Annotated in this window: 19 protein-coding genes; 5 read left to right on the forward strand and 14 right to left on the reverse strand. The window is 60.8% G+C overall.

All coding sequences use genetic code 11. The annotated features are described in order from the left end of the window. The first annotated feature begins 84 nt into the window (after nt 1–84). Entirely contained in the window at nt 85–1,029 is a 945-nt protein-coding gene (locus tag PH256_RS01050; protein ID WP_270912634.1) for an NmrA family NAD(P)-binding protein, read from the forward strand. Nucleotides 1,030–1,089: 60 nt separating this feature from the next. Here the strand turns inward: PH256_RS01050 and PH256_RS01055 are convergent, their stop codons facing one another. The 4 genes from PH256_RS01055 to PH256_RS01070 form a co-directional block, all read right to left on the reverse strand. Further along, on the reverse strand, nt 1,090–2,064 hold the full coding sequence (locus PH256_RS01055; RefSeq protein ID WP_270912635.1) for an ABC transporter permease: 975 nt from the start codon (nt 2,062–2,064) through the stop codon (nt 1,090–1,092). Next, a complete protein-coding gene (locus PH256_RS01060; RefSeq protein ID WP_270912636.1) occupies nt 2,061–3,278 on the reverse strand; it encodes a hypothetical protein in 1,218 nt (405 codons plus the stop codon). The genes PH256_RS01055 and PH256_RS01060 overlap by 4 nt, the downstream gene beginning before the upstream one ends. A gap of 131 nt (nt 3,279–3,409) precedes the next feature. After that, entirely contained in the window at nt 3,410–4,981 is a 1,572-nt protein-coding gene (locus tag PH256_RS01065; RefSeq protein WP_270912637.1) for an ABC transporter substrate-binding protein, read from the reverse strand. Beyond that, nucleotides 4,926–5,663, reverse strand: a complete 738-nt coding sequence (locus tag PH256_RS01070; protein ID WP_270912638.1) for a hypothetical protein — start codon at nt 5,661–5,663, stop codon at nt 4,926–4,928. The genes PH256_RS01065 and PH256_RS01070 overlap by 56 nt, the downstream gene beginning before the upstream one ends. A 110-nt stretch (nt 5,664–5,773) precedes the next feature. Between PH256_RS01070 and PH256_RS01075 the strand changes: the two genes are divergently transcribed. Then, complete coding sequence (locus tag PH256_RS01075; RefSeq protein ID WP_270912639.1) at nt 5,774–6,472, forward strand: response regulator transcription factor; 699 nt, start codon at nt 5,774–5,776, stop codon at nt 6,470–6,472. Next, on the forward strand, nt 6,460–7,737 hold the full coding sequence (locus PH256_RS01080; RefSeq protein ID WP_270912640.1) for a sensor histidine kinase: 1,278 nt from the start codon (nt 6,460–6,462) through the stop codon (nt 7,735–7,737). Before PH256_RS01075 ends, PH256_RS01080 begins: the two co-directional genes overlap by 13 nt. A gap of 87 nt (nt 7,738–7,824) precedes the next feature. On the opposite strand, the gene msrB is transcribed toward PH256_RS01080, so the two are convergent. The 3 genes from msrB to PH256_RS01095 all read right to left on the reverse strand — a co-directional run bounded on the left by msrB (nt 7,825) and on the right by PH256_RS01095 (nt 12,580). Next, on the reverse strand, nt 7,825–8,796 hold the full coding sequence (gene msrB, locus PH256_RS01085) for a peptide-methionine (R)-S-oxide reductase MsrB (RefSeq protein ID WP_442866642.1): 972 nt from the start codon (nt 8,794–8,796) through the stop codon (nt 7,825–7,827). Between the two features lie 320 nt (nt 8,797–9,116). Beyond that, nucleotides 9,117–11,462 (reverse strand): ATP-dependent DNA helicase, encoded by a 2,346-nt coding sequence (locus PH256_RS01090; protein ID WP_270912642.1) that lies wholly within the window; start codon nt 11,460–11,462, stop codon nt 9,117–9,119. A gap of 59 nt (nt 11,463–11,521) precedes the next feature. Next, nucleotides 11,522–12,580, reverse strand: coding sequence for a hypothetical protein (locus tag PH256_RS01095; RefSeq protein WP_270912643.1), 1,059 nt, complete (start codon nt 12,578–12,580; stop codon nt 11,522–11,524). Nucleotides 12,581–12,756: 176 nt separating this feature from the next. Here PH256_RS01095 and PH256_RS01100 point away from each other — a divergent pair, with 176 nt between their 5' ends. Then, nucleotides 12,757–13,080 (forward strand): hypothetical protein, encoded by a 324-nt coding sequence (locus PH256_RS01100; protein WP_270912644.1) that lies wholly within the window; start codon nt 12,757–12,759, stop codon nt 13,078–13,080. Between the two features lie 194 nt (nt 13,081–13,274). After that, complete coding sequence (locus tag PH256_RS01105) at nt 13,275–14,633, forward strand: MATE family efflux transporter (RefSeq protein ID WP_270912645.1); 1,359 nt, start codon at nt 13,275–13,277, stop codon at nt 14,631–14,633. A gap of 66 nt (nt 14,634–14,699) precedes the next feature. On the opposite strand, the gene PH256_RS01110 is transcribed toward PH256_RS01105, so the two are convergent. The 7 genes from PH256_RS01110 to PH256_RS01140 all read right to left on the reverse strand — a co-directional run bounded on the left by PH256_RS01110 (nt 14,700) and on the right by PH256_RS01140 (nt 19,913). Next, nucleotides 14,700–15,071: a VOC family protein gene (locus tag PH256_RS01110; RefSeq protein ID WP_087184281.1), complete on the reverse strand. Its 372-nt coding sequence runs from the start codon at nt 15,069–15,071 to the stop codon at nt 14,700–14,702. 42 nt (nt 15,072–15,113) lie between these two features. Continuing rightward, the gene (locus tag PH256_RS01115; RefSeq protein ID WP_087184282.1) at nt 15,114–15,782 is read right to left on the reverse strand and encodes an MBL fold metallo-hydrolase; all 669 of its coding nucleotides are present in this window, start codon (nt 15,780–15,782) and stop codon (nt 15,114–15,116) included. A gap of 34 nt (nt 15,783–15,816) precedes the next feature. Further along, the gene (locus tag PH256_RS01120) at nt 15,817–16,803 is read right to left on the reverse strand and encodes a diaminopimelate dehydrogenase (protein ID WP_087184283.1); all 987 of its coding nucleotides are present in this window, start codon (nt 16,801–16,803) and stop codon (nt 15,817–15,819) included. Nucleotides 16,804–16,963: 160 nt separating this feature from the next. Beyond that, nucleotides 16,964–17,950, reverse strand: coding sequence for a YfjL-like protein (locus tag PH256_RS01125; protein WP_270912646.1), 987 nt, complete (start codon nt 17,948–17,950; stop codon nt 16,964–16,966). Continuing rightward, nucleotides 17,943–18,491, reverse strand: coding sequence for a zf-HC2 domain-containing protein (locus tag PH256_RS01130; RefSeq protein WP_270912647.1), 549 nt, complete (start codon nt 18,489–18,491; stop codon nt 17,943–17,945). The genes PH256_RS01125 and PH256_RS01130 overlap by 8 nt, the downstream gene beginning before the upstream one ends. Continuing rightward, nucleotides 18,488–19,000 carry an RNA polymerase sigma factor gene (locus PH256_RS01135; protein WP_158096405.1) on the reverse strand — a complete coding sequence of 171 codons (513 nt, stop codon included), beginning with the start codon at nt 18,998–19,000 and terminating at the stop codon, nt 18,488–18,490. Before PH256_RS01135 ends, PH256_RS01130 begins: the two co-directional genes overlap by 4 nt. Before the next feature lie 148 nt (nt 19,001–19,148). Then, on the reverse strand, nt 19,149–19,913 hold the full coding sequence (locus PH256_RS01140; protein ID WP_242956144.1) for an esterase family protein: 765 nt from the start codon (nt 19,911–19,913) through the stop codon (nt 19,149–19,151). Between the last annotated feature and the right edge of the window lie 138 nt (nt 19,914–20,051).

Consider the following 20,051-nt stretch of genomic DNA (forward strand, 5'->3'; position numbering starts at 1 on the left):
GAATGTGGTGTTAAAATAAAAACAAATCGAACGCCCGGGTCATTCGGGCGGCAAACACTTATATTCTCAAGGAGGCAGATTCTTATGGGCAAACTGTTACTGACCGGTGTGGACGGCAATTTGGGCGGCTATGCGGCGGAGGTTCTTCTCACGCTGGAAGAGCCCTCTCAGCTGATTTTCTGCGGCTACAGCCAGCAGGCACTGGACAAATACGCCGCCATGGGCGTTGAGACCCGTGTGACCAACTTCAACAGCCCGGACGGCCTGGCCGAGGCCTTCGCCGGTGCCGAGCGTCTGGCGCTGATCTCCATGCCCTTCGTGGGAGCCAAGCGGCAGAATGCCCACAAGAACGTGGTGGACGCTGCCAAGCAGGCCGGTGTGAAGCAGATCGTTTACACCTCTCTGGTGAACGCGGGCGACGAGACCAACCCCAGTGTGGAGAAGAAGGACCACATCTACACCGAGGAGTACATCAAGCAGGCCGGTCTGGATTACATCTTCCTGCGTAACTCTCAGTATGCAGAGGCCATGATCACCAACTACTTCACCTATGTGAAGCTGGACGGCGTGCTCAAGAACAGCCAGGGCGACGGCAAGATGGCTTACATTTCCCGCAAGGACTGCGCCAAGGCGGTTGCCTATGCGCTGCATCGCGGCGCGGAATACAGCCACGCCACTCTGGACATCAACGGTCCCGAGCTGATGACCATTTCCCAGTTCATCGAATACGGCAACCAGGCCACCGGCAACAGCGTGCGCTATCAGGAGATTACCGACGAAGAGAACTACCAGATCTTCGACGCCATGGGCGTACCCCGCACCACCGACGGCGTGTTCAAAAAGGACAGCGAGGCTCCCTTCTCTTCGGACGGCATGGTCACCTTTGCCCAGGCCATCCGGGAAGGCAAGATGGATACCTTCACCGACGACTACAAGAAGCTGACCGGCCAGGACCCCATGACGGTGCTGTACATGTTCCAGCATTCCGATGAATTCCAGATCGGCGAGCGTCATTCCAAGGATAACTGATCGGTTTCAAACAACCACAAATGCCCCGGCTCTCTGCAAAGAGCCGGGGCATTGCGTTTTTCAGGTGTTCGGCCGCAGCGTGCAGCGCAGCAGCTCACAGAGCACGCACTGGAGAAATCCGATTCCAGCCTGCGCCAGAAGTCCGGTTTTGATTGCCAGATCCCGCCCCATGCCGGGGGCCAGAAGGAAGGCTTCCAGCCGCTGGCCGAGTGTCTGCGCTGTCTGCCCCCACCAGGAGAAATCACTCCATCGGGAGGGGATGAACCAGGAAGGCCAGACAGCGAGCAGGGCCGGAAGTGCTGCAGCCACTGCCAGCAGCACCACAAACAGCACGGCGTCCCGGGCGGGAAAAGTCCAGCTGGCCAGCTTATGAAGCGCGCTGAAAGTCAGTACAACAAAGGCGAATGTCAGCGGCAGCCAGGCCAGAATTTTCACAAGAGCAGAACAAAGACCGGTGTAAAGCTGCCAATCCGGTTCCGGCAGTCCGCTTGCTGCCAGCTGCACATCCACCCAGGCGGCAGGGTCTTGGCGGGCATCCTCTGAATAAGGCAGCTCTACGGCTGTGAACCCGGCGTCATTTCGCGGAATCAACGCCAGCAGTTCACTGCTTTGAAATACGCCGCGCACAGTGAAGGAGGAATCCTCCAGCAAGAGAGAAAGCCCGGCCACCTCCTCGCTGCCGAACAGCTCCCGGGCAAGAGCGGTGGAAATGGCGCAGCCGGAAGTGTCCAGCAGAGCTGGCAGCTCCCCTGAGCAGCAATCCTGCCCCAGCACAAGAAAGGCATCCCCTTGGTAGTACAGCACGTTGCTTTGTATTTGGTGAAGACTGGTTTGAAGCAGGGCGCTGTCCTGCGTCCAAAAGGTGAGGCCGGGCTGCCGCTGCTGTGCGGTGCTTACTGCCTCTGTGGTGAGAGGCTGCCGGTAACGCAGGCTTACGCTTCGGCAGCGCTGGGAAAGGGAATTGGCGTTGCGCATGCCGATAATGCTGATGAGCAAAAGCAGCAGCATCGCCAGCCCGATGACGGCCCGCCTCATTGTGCAACCCTCACAGAGGCGCCGGGGCTTACCGCCCGGTCGGAGGAGGAGATCACGCTGCCGCCAATGGTGCCTTCCACTGCGGCATACTGACCATCGCTGCCCACCTCCAGCACCGTGACGGGAACGCGCCGGGCTGTGTAGCGCACGCCGAAGGTGCTGCGGCTTTCCTCCACCGTGAGAACGAAGCTGCCTTGGGTATCCTGCCGGATGGCGGAGACCGGCAGGCAGACGCTGTAGGAGGTACGGGAGAAAATCAGCTCTGCCTGTGCCGTACCCGCCCGGAAGCCGGAGGCTTCTTCCGAAAGTGCAGCGGTAACATGAAAGGTACCGCTTTCGGAATCTTCCGTCACGGTTCGCACGGTGGCTTCCGTGCGGGCGGAGCCCTGGGTGATGGTTACGGCCTGCCCGGCGGAAAGCTCATCTCCCTGCCCCGAGGGCAGCGTGAATTGTGCCACCAGTTCACTGCCCTCTTTGGCAAGGCGCAGCCCGCCGGACTCCGGGCAGGGCTGGCCTTCCGTCAGATTACAGGTCAGCAGCTGCGTGTCCCGCTCCGCACAGATGAGCCCGCCGGACTGAATACAGGCTGCGAGCAGCGCGATGCTCTCTTCGGTTTTTTCCATTTCCAGCTGCAAAGCGTCAGCTTGTGCCTGGTTGTTCTGCGCAGTCAGCGCAGCTGAACTTCGGGCCTGGGAATCAGCCGCCTCGGCCTGGGCCAGCGCGCTTTCTGCGTCCTCTATGCTTCTCTGGGCAGCCAGCAGCTCATCTTCCCGGGAATTCTGTGCGTTTTCCAGCGCCTGCCGGGCAGCCTCCGCCGCTTGCTGTGCTGCATCCAGTGTCTGGCGGGCAGCGGCCAATTCCTCCTCAGAGGGGGCCGGATCGGTTTGTGCTTGAAGCTCTTCCAGCCGGCTGGCCGCTTCGTCCTGCGCTTGCAGGGCTTGGGTGAGGGCTGCGTCCGCTTCGTCAACTGCAGCTTGGGTGCGGTCCCCGGTACGGGCGTAATCCTCCTGTGCGCGGGTCAGGGTTTGCCGGGCGGAATCGGCGGTGCTTGTGCTCGAGGCAGGGGAGGCGGTCAGCTGTGCCAGCTCTGCCTGCTGCTGGGACAGGGTGACGTTAGCGGCCTCCAAAGCGTCCTGAAGCTCCGTCAGGTTCAGCCGGGCAATGGCATCGCCAGCCTTCAGCGTCTGCCCGGCCGAGGCATACAGCACATCCACCGTAACACCTGCGGGCAGGGGCAGGCTTTCGCCCTCGCCTGCGGAGATAGAGGTAGTGGCGGAAGCTTGTTGGACAATGGTCCCCTGGGAAGGGGCGGAATTCTGCCTGGAGCTGCCCGCACAACATTGATTTATTGCTGCTCGGCCAGCCGAAGCGCGGCGGCGTTCTTCACCGCATCGCAGGCTTCGCTTTCTGTGAGGGTACCGTCATAAAGCTGGGATGCGGCCTCGCGGGCGGCCTGCTGCAGTACCTCATCGGGCAAAACCGCGGTTAAACGGCTTATCAAAGCGTCTTCGTCGTTGGATATAGTGAAGGGGTCGGTTTCACGCACCCGGTCCAGCGCGGCGGCAAGGCCACTCTGCGTCACCGGCAGCACATCCAGCCCGGCAGCGCTTTGCATTTTGTCGCTGAGCATCAGCTGGATGAATTCCACGGCCAACTCCTGATTGCTGCCCCCGGCGGGCAGAGCGGCAGCGCAAAGCGGCTCAAAAACGCCGGTCCCGCTTGCGTCCACACCCGGCAGAGGAAAGAGGGTGACTTCTCCCGCTGAATAACTCGCCCGGCCGTCCGCATCCCGTTCCAGCGTTCCGAAGCCTATGGCCTGGTCGGCACTTTCCCAGCTTTCTGCAAACCAGAGACATTCACCGTTCCAGAAGCTGTTCAGGTTGCCGAAACCAAAAGTGCTGTAAAGCGCTTCACCGCTGGCGGACTGGGTGTCCTCCGCGGCAGAATTATAGGTTTGAATGGTCTGTGCGCCAGCAGCATGGGCGATCCGGTTCAGCTGCCGGGTGAAGTCGGTAAAGGCGTCCGGCTGGAAGACTCCGTCCCGCCAGATGGAACCGGAGCTGGCCGGATAAAACAGGTCAAACAGATGTTCATACAGCGCGGGAGAAAAGGTCATGCAGGGAAGTTCTCCACTGGTTTCCTCCATGGCAGAGGCAATGCCTTCCAGGGTTTGCATTCGCTCATCCACCGTGGAAGGCCTTCCGCCGGTGATGTAAGCCCGCATGCCTGCGGGAATGGCATAAAGCCCATCTTCCGTGGCATAGCTGGCCAGTACATTGTCCCGCACGGCACTCCAGTCAGCCAGGCTGGTCAAATCGGTAAGAAGCCCCTGACGAATCATGGAGTCCGCCGAAAGCCCGTCCAGAATCAACAAATCCGGCCCGTCTCCCGCCAAGAGGCGGGTGTTCAGCTGGCGGACCACGTCCTCCCGGGTGGCGGCAGTTCCCTCGGTGCTGGTCAGGCACACCGTGTATTCCACTCGAACGTCCGGGTGCAGCGTGTTCCAGGCGGCAATGGTCTGACGTACCAGCGCGCTCTCTTCCAGGGAAAAGATGGTAAGGGTGTTTTTTACCGTTTTGCCGGGGTCATAAACATAGCGGTATAAGGTTTGCTGACCGCTGCCGTTCTGTACCACAAGCCAAAGGGAGCCGTCTGCTGCAGCGCAGCCGATAAATACATCGGTGGAGGAGGGACCCCAGGCATAATCGGCGCCGTGCATCAGAATTTCCCGGGTGCTGCCGGACAGGGTATAATGGGAAACGACCCGTTCCTCGCCCGCTTCGTTGGAAAGATGGAAAAAGCCGTTGCCCTGCCAGTTCGGAAAGATGCGCCCCATGGGCAGCGAGAGGGTACTGGCTTTCTCAAAATCCGGCAAAGTCCAGGCGGGAGCGGAGTCGTTTTGTTCCCGACCAGACATAGCCGCTGCGCACCGCATCCGCCTGAAAGCTGATGCGGGACTGACCGGTCAGCAGGGAATTGTCCGATTGGTTGACCAGTTTGCCGTCCGTTCCGAATATGGCCCAGCGGCCAACGTTGGCTTCCACAAAAACCCATCCGTTGCTGACGCCTGCCAGTGTGCAGAGCACACCTGGCTCAGCGGCGTCGGAGGGGACCAGTTCGCAGCCGGTGAAATCCACCGGGATGGCGGCCAGATCACCATCCTCCACCTGCCAGAGCAGGAACGGTTCCTGCGCGTCCAGAGTCGACTGCTTCGCAGCCATCACATAAAGAACGCCGTTTTCATCGGCGGCCATGCTGAACACATACACACCGCCGGTGCAGGCTTCGGCCAGCTTTTGGTCCCAGGCAAGCACCTGTTCCGAAACGGTGCCGTCCGGCTGGACCAGATAGCTTTTCGCGCCTCCCTGCCAGCCCTCCTGGCGGTAAAGCGCCTGCACATTTTCTGCCCTGTAAAGGGTGACGCTGCCATCTGCATTGGGAACGGCATTTGTGCAGTAGAAGTCAGGGTCGGGCAGTTCAATCTGCTGCTCGATATAGCCGCCCGCAGCCTGGGTTTCCTCCACGGTGGCCTTGCTGCAGCCGGTGAAGAGCACTGCCAGGGCGGCGGCCAGTGCCGATGCTCGAATCCATTGTCTCATACATTCGCCTCCTGTTTGTTTTCTGTACACAGGATACAGGGGGACGGTCTAATTTTCGTCTAAAAATGTTTAGACAAAAAATAGACCAAACAGCCTTATTCTAATTATATATGATCCTGGAAAGGGAGGACCCCGCCATGCAAATCCTGCTGGTCGAAGATGACCGCATCCTATGTGAATTTCTGGAACAACTGCTGCGCCGGGACGGCCATTGTGTGACCATTTCCGCCACCGGTCTTGCCGGGTTGGAGGCACTGCGCACAGGGGAGTTTGATTTGATGATTCTGGACCGGATGCTGCCCGAACTGGATGGAATGCGGCTGCTGCAACAGGTCCGGGGCGAGGGCTTTACGCTGCCGGTGCTGATGCTCACCGCCCTGGGCACGCCTGCGGACAAGGTGGAGGGCCTGGACGCGGGAGCGGATGATTATCTGGCAAAGCCCTTCGACGCAGCGGAGCTGCTGGACCGGCTTCGGGCCCTTGCACGAAGCCGCAGCGGTGGTTACGGAGTGCTTGTACGCTGCGGTGACGTGGCACTGGATGCTGCTGCCCGTCTGCTCACCGGACCCGTTGGACGATGCGAGGTGTCCGGCCGGGAATCCGCGCTGCTGGCCTTTCTGTTTCGCAACGCGGGGCAGGTGCTGCCCCGGGAGCTGCTGCTGGACCGGGTCTGGGGTGCAGACAGCGAGGTGGAGGAAGGCAATCTGAACAACTATATCTTTTTTGCCCGGCGGCGCCTGCTTCAGGTGGGCAGCCGTGTGCAGATTCAAACGGTACGCGGACTGGGCTACCGCGTATGCGAATGCTAGCCCGGCTGCGCCGCCGCCTGACGCTGCTGGCAGCGGCATTGACCGGATGTGTGGTGCTGGCGGTGGCGGTGGTGTCCTTTCTGCTGTGCGCGTCGCTCTACACCGCCCAGAGACAGGCCGCGTTTGAAGCGGCGGTTGCCGGTTTGAGCAGCCGGTGGGAGACAGAGAATGCGCTGGATCTGAACCAGACGCAGAACACGGCAGTTCAGAACGGGCTGTGCCTTTATTTTGAGGAAAACGGGCAGCCGCTTGTGCTTTCCGGCCTGACCGAAAGCGCTAACATGGAGCCGGTCTGGCAGGCGCTCCGGCAGGCGGGATTTGACCCGGAGCTTCCGCCGCTTTTTTCGCAGACAGAAACGGTGGAGCTGGAGCATGTGAAGCTTTCAGACGGTCCGGTGCGCTTGAGCGCCTGCAAACAAACCACCGGCGAGGGCTGGCGGATGCTGATTGCCTGGCAGCCGTTGCACACTGAACGACAAACCCTTTACTGGGCAGCCGCAGCCTTTTCATTGGTGGCGGTGGCAGGCATAGGGCTGCTGGCGGCAATCTGTTGGAACGTGGCCGGGCGGGCCATCCAGCCGGTGCGTCAGGCCATGGAGCAGCAGAAGGAATTTGTGCGTGCGGCAGGGCATGAGCTGCGGACACCGCTGGGGGTGCTGCGAGCCGGATTGGCAGTGCTGCCCCTGGAAAAGGAGAGCGAGATAAAACGACACATTGGTCTTCTGGATGCAGAAGCAGCCCGAATGGGCCGCCTGATTGATGAGCTGTTGATTTTGTCCGGTGGAGGAATGGTGCGGTCTAGTGCGCCTCAATTGCTGGAACCGGACACGCTTTTGCTGGATCTGGCAGAGGCCTGGGAGCCTGCTGCACACAGTGCCGGGCGCCGGCTTCAGGTGGTTCTGCCGCCGCAGCCGCTGCCGCCGGTGCAGGCCTGCCGGGAGGAGCTGTGCCAGATTTTGAGCATTTTTCTGGATAACGCGCTGTGTTATGCCCCGGAAGGCACGGCGGTTGAGCTGTACTGTGCTGCACAGGGACGAAAGATCTGTTGGGAGGTGCGAGACCATGGCCCCGGCATTCCGGACCAGGTTAAGGAAGCGGTGTTTCAGCGATTCTGGCGGGCAGATGCCAGCCGCTCCAGCCGGGAACATTTCGGGCTGGGTCTTTCGGTGGCGCAGGAACTGGCCGGGCGCTGCGGGGTGCAGCTGGGAGTGAGCGACACCCCCGGTGGTGGTGCCACATTCCGGGTGGAGGTGCCCCGGGGCTGAAAAGCGGATGCCTGTTTGTTGAAATGAAAAATAAAGCAATGCCCCGGCTCTTTGCGAAGAGCCGGGGCATTTTTTGTGAAACGTGATTCATTTCTCAAACAAGTCCAGCAGATAGCCGTAGCCTTCCGCTTCCATCTTTGTGTAGGGCACAAAACGCAGGGATGCGCTGTTGATGCAGTACCGCACCCCGTTGGGCGACTCGGGGTCTCCGGTGAACACGTGGCCCAGGTGGGAATCACCGGAGCGGCTGCGCACCTCGGTGCGGTGCATGCCGTGGCTGTCGTCCGGCAGCTCCACCACGGCGGGCGTCTCAATGGGCTTGGAGAAGGTGGGCCAGCCGCAGCCGCTCTCGAATTTGTCGGTGGAGGAGAACAGCGGCTCCCCGGTGACCACGTCCACATAAATACCCTTTTCAAACTGGTCCCAGAATTCGTTGGCAAAGGGGCGCTCGGTTCCATTCTGCTGGGTGACCCGGTACTGCTCGCTGGTCAGCTTGTCCCGAATGGCTTCCGCTGCGGGCTTCTGGTAATCACCCGGGTCGATGCGCAGGCTGGAAAACAGCTTCATTTCCACAAGAGGAATATGGCAGTAGCCGTTGGGGTTCTTTGCCAGATAGTCCTGATGATATTCCTCGGCGGGGTAGAAGTTCACCAGCGGTCCGATCTCCACCTTGAACGAACGGCTGCGGCTGCGCTCGATTTCCGCGATGCGCTCCACCGTTTCCTTCGCCTTGTCGTTTGTGTAGTAGACGCCGGTCTGGTACTGGGTGCCCACATCGTTGCCCTGCCGGTTTTTCACGGTAGGGTCGGTCACATAAAAATAAGCCAGCAGCAGTGCGTCCAGGCTCACCTGCTCCGGGTCATATTCCACCCGTACCGTTTCCCGGAAACCGGTTTTCCCGGTACAGACGGTGGGGTAGTTGGCGTCGGTTTCATCGGAGCCATTGGCGTAGCCACTTTGGGCATCGATTACGCCGGGGATGGACTGCATCAGCTGTTCGATGCCCCAGAAGCAGCCTCCGGCCAGATAAATCACATTTTCCGTGGTTTCCATGTTCATAACCTCCTGTTCCGGTTCGCTTTGAGGAGAACCGGTTTCGCTGCTTGCGGGCTGCACGGCAGCGTCCTGCACGGCAGCGTCCTTCGGGCGGCTGCAGCCGCTCAGCAGCATTGCGGCAGCAAGCAGGCTTGCCAATATTGTTCGGCGCATGGCGGGGTCTCCTTTCCTTCCGGTTCGGCCAGGAGCGGGATGCACCGGCCGCGATGCTGGGATGAATGATTTAATTATACTGCATTGATAGGAAAAAGAAAAGTCCCCATTTCGTGCCGTTCGGAGCAGGGCCTGCGCCGAATGACAGAAAAGGGGAAAACATCAAGCAGTCAAAGCATACCCCAGAAGCCTTGCAGCTGGTCTGCCAGCTGGTCGGGGCCGTAGAGCCAGCGGCAGTGGGCCCAGTGGCTGGGGAAGAGATGGCGGTATTCCGCCCGGGAAAAGCGGCTGTCGATGAGCAGCACCACGCCCTTGTCCTTCGGGGTGCGGATGACCCGCCCCGCGGCCTGCAGCACCTTGTTGAAGCCCGGGTACTGGTAGGCGTAGGCAAAACCGCTGCCCCGGCTCTCTTCAAAGTAATCCCGCAGAATCTCCTGCCGGGGGTTCACCTGGGGCAGCCCTACCCCCACGATGGCAGTGCCGATCAGCCGCTCGCCTGCCAGGTCCACGCCTTCGCCGAACACGCCGCCCATCACACCAAATCCCAGAAGGGTCTCGGTGGCGTCCGGCTGGAAGGCATCCAGAAAATCCTTGCGGGCCTGCTCATCCATGCCCGGCTGCTGCACCAGGGTGCGCACCCCGGGGAACAGCTCCTCAAAGCGCTCCAGCACCTGGGTCAGATAGCTGTAGCTGGGGAAAAAAGCCATGTAATTGCCGGTGCGGCCCCGGCACATTTCGTAGAGATACCGGGCCACCGGTTCGATGCTCTGCTGCCGGTCCTTGTAGCGGGTGCTCACGTCCGCCGCGCAGAAGAGCCCCAGATTTTCGGCAGGGAAGGGGCTGGGCAGTGCGGCGCAGCGAGCTTCGGCACAGCCCAGAATGTCCCGGTAATAGTCCATGGGGGACAGGGTGGCGCTGAACAGCACTGCGCCCCGCCCGCTGGAAAAGCTTTGGTCCAGAAAGGCGCTGGGGTCCAGGCAAAGCTGGCTGATGCGCACGTCGGTGCCGAAGGCTGCCATCTGGGTCACATAGTGGTCATCGTACCGTTCGGCTACCCGCAGGTAACTCCGCAGCTCGAAGTAAAGAGCCAGGATCAGGTCGTGAGCGGTGCCTTCCCGGTGCTCAGTGAGCCATTCCTCCATGGGGCCGGTGACCCGACTGATCACCCGGTTGAGACCGGTGCGGGCCTCCTTTTCAAAGAAGGTGCGGTTTTCCGCCTCGTCGCACTGGCGGCGCAGCTCCAAAAATTCGTCGTTCAGCTTGCCCAGGGCAGTTTTCAGCTTGCTTTTGCCCTTGCCCAGAGCCTTGCGGGCCTCCAGCACCTGACTTTTCAAAAGGCTGGCCGAGTGCATTTCCCGGGCCCGGTCCGGCAGATTGTGAGCCTCGTCCACCAGGAACAGATAGTCGCCGCCGCTTTCAAAAAAGCGCTTCAAACTGACCACCGGGTCGAACAGGTAGTTGTAATCCCCCACAATCACATCGCACCAGAGCGAGAGGTCCAGCCCCAGCTCGAAGGGGCAGACGGTGAATCGCCGGGCCAGCTCCTCCAGCGCGGCGCGAGTGAACTCGTTTTCGTCCAGCGCCTGCCACAGCGCATCCCGGATGCGGTCGTAGTAGCCGTTGGCGTAGGGGCAGACCTCAGGGGTACATTCCCGTTTTTCTAACAGGCAGATGGTGTCCTTGGCGGTGAGGGTGATGCTTTTCAGTGCAAGGTCGGGCTGGCTTTTGCGCAGCAAGGCCAGCGCATCCTCCGCTGCCTGCCGGGTGGTTGTACGGGCGGTGAGATAAAACACCCGCTCGCCGCAGCCCTCGCCCATGGCCTTGAGAGCGGGGAACAGGGTGCTCATGGTTTTGCCGATGCCGGTGGGCGCCTGGCAGAGCAGGCGGCCCTTGTCCCGCAGGGTTCGGTATACCGCCCCCGCCAGAGCATACTGGCCCGCCCGGTATTCTTCAAAAGGAAACTGAAGCTTTTGCAGTGCCTCGCCCCGGGTCACCTGCCAGGCAGCGGCTCGCTTGGCCCAGGGGGCATACCGGGCCAGCAGATCCAGCACAAACTCCTCCAGCTGGCGGGCGGTGAATTCCCGGCGGAAATCCACCACCACCTCGTCGTCTACCTGGAAATAGGTCAGCCGCACCGCGATGCTGTCCAGCCCGTGCTGCCGGGCGTAAATGGCTGCGTATACCTGACCCTGGGCCCAGTGCACCGGGTTCATGTCCTCGTGGATCTGGTCGGTGGGGGTGGTCACAGTCTTGATCTCATCCACCACGGTCAGGCCGTCTTCGTCGGTGAAGATGCCGTCCGCCCGGCCATCCACCAGATAGTCCACCTCTTCCACAGTGTATTCCTGCTTCAGGTAGACCTCAGCTTCGTAGCCGGGTCCGGCCTGCTTTTGCAGCCGCCGGTGGATGCGTGCACCCTCATTGGCACGGTCAAAGCCGGTGAACCGGCTGTCGATGCTGCCGGTCTGCAACAGAAACTCCACCAGCTGCCGCACCGAAAGATGGATCTGTTCCATGAAAAATGCCCCTCTCGCGATACACATTGAATCCATTGTATCACAAAAGGGGCGCCCGGTCACGCAAACAGGGTTTTGGTAAGCTGTTCAGCAATTTCGTCCAGTCGGGAGAAATCCGCCGCCGTGCGGTAGTAGCTCTCCAGCTCATCGTGACTGGCCTTGGCTTGTCGCTGGGCCTCGCTGGCCATCTTTAACAGCTCGGCAGCTGCCTTTCGGTCGAACCGCAGCCGGGCCCGCAAGCTGCGCAACCCGCCCTTTTCCAGAAAACGGGTGCAGTGTACGTTCTGCAGGTTTTCAAGATCCATGGAATGCCAGGAATTTCCGGTCAAAAAGGCAAGCCGCAATTCAGGAATAAACAAGTGGTCGATTGCGTCCTCCCGCAGCGGGCAGGGGCAGGTGATGATGGAATATCCCCGCTCCAAGGCCATCTGGCGCAGCAGGGCCAGAGCCAGCGGGGCCGCCGCGCCCTGCTCGTCGTGCAGTACGATATACTCATCGGCCAGGGTTTCCACCGTGTTCATAAAGACCATCCGGCCCTTGGGGGTCACGGCGCTCAGCAGGCGGATACTCTCGCTGCCGGGATGTCCGGTGCGGGGCAGCCTGCGGGAACCCAGCCGCCGGGCCCAGCCCAGCAGCTTCTCTTCATTTACCAGCGGTGCGGCCAGGCGGCGGCTGTCTTCCAGCAGGGAGGAGGCTGCCCGGATGGACCGGCCCGCCTGCTCCTGCAAAGCAGAGCACCGGCGGAACAGGGCCACAATCTCGCCCCGATGAGCGGTCAGATAATCGTTATCCAGCGCATGGTGCAGGTCCACCACCTTCTGCACCGCGCCGGGGTAGGCAGGCTCCACGGTATGGGGAGCGGTGGCATCAATAATGGCTGCCCGGGGCCGGGAGAAGATCACGCCGTCCAGGCTGTCCGGGTCGGAGGAGCAGTGGATGCGCTCCACCGGCAGTGGGCTTGCCTGGGCCAGGTGGTTCATCAGGGTGCTCTTGCCGCAGCCGGGGCCTGCCTTGATCAGATACAGCGGAACCTGCTCCTGGGTGTCCAGCCAGTCAAAGTAGCCCTGGAAGCCCTTCGGCCCCAGAGCGCCCATAAAGAAATCCACGCTGTTTGTCATGGAATTTGCATTCGTTTTCATCCTGCAACACCTCGCTTTTTGGCCCATCCTATGCGAAGCACCGGACGGGTGTGCGGCCTGTGGCATTGCAAAGAGTCTTTTTGACTGGTATAATCAGAAAAAATGATTTGTCGAACCGGCCCGAAATTGGCCGGTTTTCAAAATGAGGTGGATTTATGGATCGAAAAGCAACGAACATTGTGGCATATATCACGCTGGTGGGCTGGTGCCTGGCCTACTTTGTGGGCGACCGGTACAATTCCCGGTTCCATCTGAATCAGGCACTGGTGCTGAACCTGTTTTTCCTGGTGCTGCGGGTAGTCTCCTCGGTGGCAAGCTGGGTTCTGGGCTGGATTCCGCTGGTGGGTTGGATTGTGATGATGGCGTTGAATCTGGTGAGCCTGCTGGGTCTGGTGCTCTGGATCTTGGGCCTGATCTACGCCGTACAGGACAAGGAGCAGCCGATTCCTCTGCTGGGCTATATCCATCTGCTGCGCTGATACGAGCGAAAAATTCCGCAAATTCCCACTTGACAAGCAGCCGGACAGGGTGCTATTATAATACCCGCCGAAACGCCGGGGATTTGTGACCGGCAATTAAATATGCGAAAAACCGCAGGGCTATAAATTTTCCTGTTTCTGATTCACAAACAGGGGATTGTAGCCCTGTTTTTTTGTGCCAAGGAGGAACCGGAATGACCGAACGAATCAACCAGAACCCCATGGGCAGCCGGCCGGTGCTGCCGCTGCTGGTGAGCATGTCGCTGCCGCCCATTTTGTCCATGCTGATCCAGTCGCTGTACAACGTGGTGGACAGCATCTTTGTTGCCCGCCTGAGCAGCGATGCCCTCACTGCGGTTTCGCTGGCCTATCCGCTGCAGAATCTGGTACTGGCGATAGCGGTGGGCTACGGTGTGGGCTCCAATGCCTTTGTGGCCCGCAGTCTGGGCCAGGGCGACCAGCGCAGCGTGGACAAAGCCGCCTCCATGGGTATGGTGTTTACCGGCATTCACGCGCTGGCTTTTCTTTTGATCGGCCTGTTCGGCAGCGAGCCCTTTCTGCGGCTGTTCACCACCGATGAGCAGGTGCTGGCTATGAGCCTGGTATACACCCGCATCGTCATCTGCCTTGCCTTCGGCAGTCTGTTCCATATTTACATCGAAAAGCTGCTGCAGTCGGTGGGCAACATGTTTGTGCCCATGATCCTGCAGGGCGTGGGCGCCATTGTGAACATCGTGCTGGACCCTATTCTGATTTTCGGCCTGCTGGGTGCGCCCCGCATGGGCGTGGCGGGTGCTGCGGTGGCAACCGTGGCCGGGCAGATGACCGCCTGTACCATGGCAATGATCTATTTCTTCCGGGCCAAGACCGGCATGCATATCACCCGTAAGGACATGAAGGTGGACTGGAACATTGCCCGCAAGATTTATGGCGTGGGCGTGCCCTCCTGCCTGATGACCGCTATGCCCAGCCTGCTGGTGGGCATACTGAACGCTTTGCTGGTGGAGCTGCACGAGCTGGCAGTGGCGGTGTTCGGCCTGTATTTCAAGCTGCAGACCTTTGTGTACATGCCGGCCAACGGCCTGATTCAGGGCATGCGCCCCATCGTGAGCTACAACTACGGCGCACGCCAGAAGCATCGGATGCATTCCACCATCCGCTGGAGCCTGACCCTCACGGCCGCCATCATGGCGCTGGGTACCCTGATCGCCTGGCTGCTGCCGGAGCAGACCATGGCCCTCTTCGATGCAGACAGCGCCATGGTAGCCATCGGTGTGCCCATGCTGCGCATCACCAGCCTTGGTTTCCTGGTTTCCACCTTCGGCACTGTACTGGCAGGCTGCTTCGAGGCCCTGGGTAAGGGTGTACAGTCGCTGGCTGTGTCACTCATCCGGCAGCTGGTGGTTATTCCTCCGCTGGCACTGGTGCTGTCCCATTTCTGGGAGCTCAACGGTGTATGGGCCTCCTTCCCGGTGGCTGAGACCCTGGCTGCGCTGGCTGCGGTGGTGCTCTATCGGAGCGTGATGCGCCGCATCGACGGGACCATGGAATAAAAAGAAAGAGAAAAAGCGCCCGTGCGGCCGGTCTGGCTTGCGCGGGCGCTTTTGTGCGCATTAAAATCAGTGCTTGGCAGGCAGAATCTCCAGCCAGTAGCCGTCCGGGTCCTGGATGAAATAGATGCCCATGGCTTCGTTCTCAAAGCAGATGCAGCCCATTTCCTTGTGCAGGGCGTGAGCGGCCTCGAAATCATCGGTGCGGAAGGCCAGATGGAACTCGCAGTCACCCAGGTTGTAGGGGCGGTCCATGTCCCGCATCCAGGTCAGCTCCAACTGGAAATCGCTCTCCTCGTTGGCCAGGTAGACGATGATGAAGGAACCGTCCGGAGCGGTGATCCGCCGCACTTCCTTCAGGCCCAGAGCCTTTTCGTAGAACTCCATCGAGCGGCCCAGGTCATAGACGTTGTAGTTTTCATGGATCATTTTAAATTTCATTGCAAAAATTCCTTTCTGGAATGGATTGATAAAAACGGGGCCTTAGCCCTGCCAGACCTCTTCCGCATGAATGCGGGAAAGATAGGGGGCAAGCTCCGGCCGTTTCAGATAGGCAAGCATCCCGGCCCGGTCCTCGAAGCAGTGCATGGGGAACACATTGTCGCAGCGGCAGGCTTTCAAAAAGTCCACAAAGCCCCACCAGGCGTTTTCCTCCTGCCGGGGGTCCAGCGGAACGAAGGCCGCGTCGAAAAAGCGGCCCCGGATGCGGTCCAGCTCTTCGTGAAAGGCCTTGTCGTGCCAGGCGTTCTGCTCGTCCGGCTCACCCTCCCAGTGCCACCAGTTCAGATCACCCGCATGGTAGAACCACAGTCCCTCGGCCTGTACCAGAAAGGCGCAGCCCTCGTCGGTGGAGCGCAGAGTCTCGATACAAAGACCCTGCCAGTCGTACCGGCTGCGGGGGGCAGCGGGCAGTACGTTGGCCGAGCGCCGGGCGGGAATGTTTTCGTCCAGCACGTAAAATACGTTGGGGTGACTTTCGCTCAGCTCCCACACTGCGGGGGAATAATGATCATGATGCCGGTGGGAGGAAAAGACAAACAACGTCTTTTTCGGGTCCATCGGGGGCAGCGCGCCCTGGAAGTAGTCGAACAGCAGCAGAGTGTGGTCCAGCTCCACCAGAAAACAGCTGTGACAGATGTGAGTAATCTTCATAAAAACTCCTTGGGAATGAAGGTTGCGCTGCGGTTTACAGCAGCTGGCGACGCAGCTCCTCGCCGCTTAGCGGGCTGAGCAGGGCGGGGGGGACGTCCAGAATGGTTTTGCAGCCGGTCTGTCCGGCGGCGTGCATCCGGGATACCGCGCGGGCGCAGGCAGCCAGCACGCTGGCGGTGAATTCCGGGTTGGAGTCCAGCTTCAGGCTGTACTCCACCGTGGCGGTATGCTCCTCGTTCCAGCCGGTCAGGCCGCTGCGCAGTACGCTGCCGCCGTGGGGAAGCCCACTGTGCTCAGCATGCAGCTGCTCCAGGCTCACGAAGGTGACGGTGGTGTCGTAATCCGCAAAATAGTTGGGCATGGTCTTGATTTCCTGCTCGATGCGGGCAAGGTCTGCTCCGGGCTTTGCGGCCACATAGCATTCCCGGGTGTGCTTTTGCCGGGTGGTCAGGGTGGGGCGCTGCCCGGCGCGCACCTGCTCCAGCGCCTCGGGCACCGGTACGGTGTACTGGCGGGCGTCCGCCACGCCTTCAATGCGGCGGATGGCGTCGGAATGGCCCTGGCTCACGCCCTTGCCCCAGAAGGTGTAGGTGCCGCCCTGGGGCAGAATGGCTTCGGCGTATACCCGGTTCAGCGAGAACAGGCCCGGGTCCCAGCCGCCGCTGATCAGGGCAGTGGTGCCCGCGGCGCTTGCGGCGGCGTCCACCGCGGCAAAGTGCTCGGGAATCTTGGCGTGGGTGTCGAAGCTGTCCACCAGATTGAACCAGCGGGCCAGCTCGGGGGTCTGCACCGGCAGGTCGGTGGCGCTGCCGCCGCACAGGATCATCACATCAATCTTACCGGCCCAGTCGGCCACCTCGCTTGCCGCCACCACCGGCACGCCCTCGGTCATGGGAGAAATGCTGGCCGGGTCCCGTCGGGTAAAAATCGCCGCCAGCTCCAGATCCGGGTTCTGGCGCACCGCGCACTCGGTGCCCTTGCCCAGATTGCCGTAACCAAAAATGCCAATCCGAATCGCCATAAGTAAGCTCCCTCCATTGGTTTTATCAAATATTGGTTCTATTATACCATGAACCGGCGGAACTTGAGAAGTAAGAGAAGCCGGAGAAACAGAAAAGCCCTGTGTGCCAAAGAACGGCACACAGGGCGATTGAGTGTTTCAAAGAGGATCCGCGGCGCGGTTACAACGGCTGAAAACAGCTGTCCTCACTGTACAGCAGGGCAACCCGCTGGTCGCTCAGGCTGCGGGCTTCGTTTGCGGGGGAGGCGTCCGCCACAGTAGGCGAGGTCTGCCCGTTCTGGGTGATGCGGTCCTGCAACAGTGCCACCAGCGCATCAAAGCTGCCTGGCTCCGGAGTGGTGCTCTCCGCTGCAGTTTCGCTGCCGGGTTTTTCTGCGGCAGTGTTTTCTTCGGGCAGCTGGTCAGGGATGGCCTCGGAGGGCACATCCAGCAGCAGCCAGGTGATGTTGCGGCCATAGATGGTGGCGGAATAGTAATCGTATGCAAGCCCCTGATTGGCAGCTGCCTGTTTCAACGCCACCAGATAGGTGGCAGCTTCCTCCAGCGTGACCTCGGGTGGTTCCCGGTCTGCACTGTGAAAGCCCGTATAAAGTACGGTGGGCAGAGGAAGATCATCGGCGGAAAACTCCATCCCAACCCGGAACAGAGGATTTTGCGAATCGAATACCCGGTCGTTATTTTCCGGGTAGAAGGTGAGAGTGGTCTCATAAGGGGAGCGCCCCTTCAGGTCCCGGCACAGTCGGTTGGTATCCAGCTGGTCGGCCAGCTCATTGCGCAGCCGGTTGGAGGTGTTCAGGCCGCTGTCCACCATCAGGGCGCGATTGGTATAGACCTGCCCGCCGCTCACATAGGCAGAAAAGCCCACATCCTCCTCGCCGGTTTGGTACACCGGGCAGACATAGCGATGCTTGCCGTCCGCGTAGGTGTAGCGGGCATTGCCCACCACATAGCCTTCGTCGGGGTATTTGGCCTGAAGAGCGTCGTTGATGGCGTGTACCGTCCACCGGGCAGTGAAGGGATTGCCCACCTGGCGTTCTACCACCAGTACCAGTGCGGCGATGAGTACCAGCGCAGCCAGTGCGGCGGCGATCCGGGTAAGGGGAGTGCGCCGGATCTGGGGAAGGGCCGGCCATTTGATCTTATTCATCCAAAGATTCCTCCTTTGAGGCGGATTTGTCCCGGCGAAGGCCGCCGAAGGCGAAGTGCAACAGCTTTGCAATGAGCGCGCCCACCAGCAGGGCGGCCAGATACAGCCCGGCCTGCATCAGGGAAGTGCGGTTCGGCGTGCTGACCAGGAGCACCAGAGCCATGGGAATGGCACTGATGACGGCTGCAAACCAGACGCTGCGGCGCAGAAATACATAACCCAGTGCTCCCAATGCGGGCAGGCCCCAGGCCAGGAACGGCCCGTTTGTCAGTGCCAGGCAGACCGCAAAGCCTGCCACCGCCATCAGAGCGCTTTGGGCCAGCAGCTTGCGCTGGATACGCCCCAGCACCCGGGCGGCATTGGGCTCCGGCGGGGGCAATTGAATACCACCGGAATCCAGATAGGCCTGACAGGCAGGGCAGTGGGCCACGTGACTGTGCACCAGGGCTTCGCTGTCCTCACTGGCGACGCCGTCGGCCACCAGGGGAATCAGGTCTCTGCATACGTCACAGGAAATGTCTGATACGATGCCTTTGTTCATGGCATCGATCCCTCCTCTCGTTTCAGTTGTTCCCGCAGCCAGTTGCGGGTGCGGAAGTTCAGCATGCGGGCGGAATTTTCAGTGATGCCGCATGCCTGGGCGATTTCGGCAAAGGAGTAGCCCTGGGCCCGCATCAGAAGAACGGCGCGGGCATTGGGCTTGCAGTCCTCCAGCAGAAGCCGGGCCCGGCGGGCCAGCTCCCGGGTGTCGCATTCCTCCTCCAGGCCCCGGGGGTCCGGCATGTCCTGCTCCAGATACCCGGCCAGCATATCGTCGTAGGAAAGCGTGGGCCGTTTGCGGCGCAGCGCGTCCACCCACACGTTACGGGCGATGGTGAACAGCCAGGTCTTTACGCTGCTGCGGCCCTCGAAGCGGCCAAAGGCGCGCACTGCCTTCAAAAAGGTCTCGCTGAGCAGGTCCTCTGCCCAGACGGGGTCATGGGTGAGCCCGCAAAGATACCGATAGATGTCCGGGCTGTAAAGCTGATACAATTCTTCCAGGTCCTGCAAGCGCACCCCTCCTTTCCGTTTGCCCGGAGCGGTTCCCCGAGCCGTGATGTAAAACAGCCGTTTCGCTCTATTAGACGGCAGAAGTTGCTGCCTGTTACAAAAAAGCACAAAAAAATTCCGCCGGGCCCCAAAAGCCCGACGGAATGGGTCATGCGCTGGGTTTTGCCTTGCTGGTCAGCTGCTGCAGCAGCTGGGGCAGGAAATAGACGGCCTGCTTTGCCCACCAGGGCCAGTCGTGGCTCACGTCCTCGCCCCAGTAGTCCACGAAAGCGGGCATGCGCCGGTCGGTCAGAGCCTGTGCCATAGCCCGGGTGTCGGCCAGAAAATCATCCTCGTAGGGGCCGCGGCCGCAGCACAGGAACAGAGGTGCCAGCCGGGTGGAGGGCAGGCCTTCGGTGTGCAGCAGGGGCAGATATTCCAGCGGACTGTTGCGCAGGGTCAGATCGTCATGATAGGGGCCGAACCAGGGGGCGGCGGAATAGCTGCCGGACAGGCAGATTGCACCGCACACAAGCTCCGGCCGCCGCAGATACAGGTTCAATGCGTGACAGGCGCCCAGGCTGCAGCCCAGCAGGGCCACCCGGTTGTGGGTACCGCCGTTCAAGGCCAATACCCGGGGAATCAGCTCGCCCGCCAGATAGTTGAACCAGCGCTCCTGCTTCTCGCTGCGGGCCCGGCCTTCGCCACTGCCCAGCCAGCTTTCCGCGTCCACACTGTCGGCGCAGAACAGCTGGATTTTGCCCGCGTCGATCAGCGGGGCCAGCGCAGCCACCATGCCATGGTCCTCCCAATCGTAAAAGCGGCCTCCCTCGCAGGCGAATGCCAGGCAGGGCAGGCCGGAATGGCCGAACACCTTGAACTCCATTTCCCGCTTCAAAAAGCGGCTGGGTTCCTTGTAATACTGGATCTCCACGCAAAATCCCTCCCGAAGCGGTGAAGCTTCACCGCGAATTGCATTATCTTCATTATAGAATGGCCGGGCGGACCGGTCAAGCGGACAAGCTGGAGCAGAATACAAAAAAGCCGGCCATCCGAAGATGACCGGCAGTTT

The organism is Allofournierella sp. CML151 (genome assembly GCF_027853465.1).
Classification (GTDB): Bacteria; Bacillota; Clostridia; order Oscillospirales; family Ruminococcaceae; genus Allofournierella.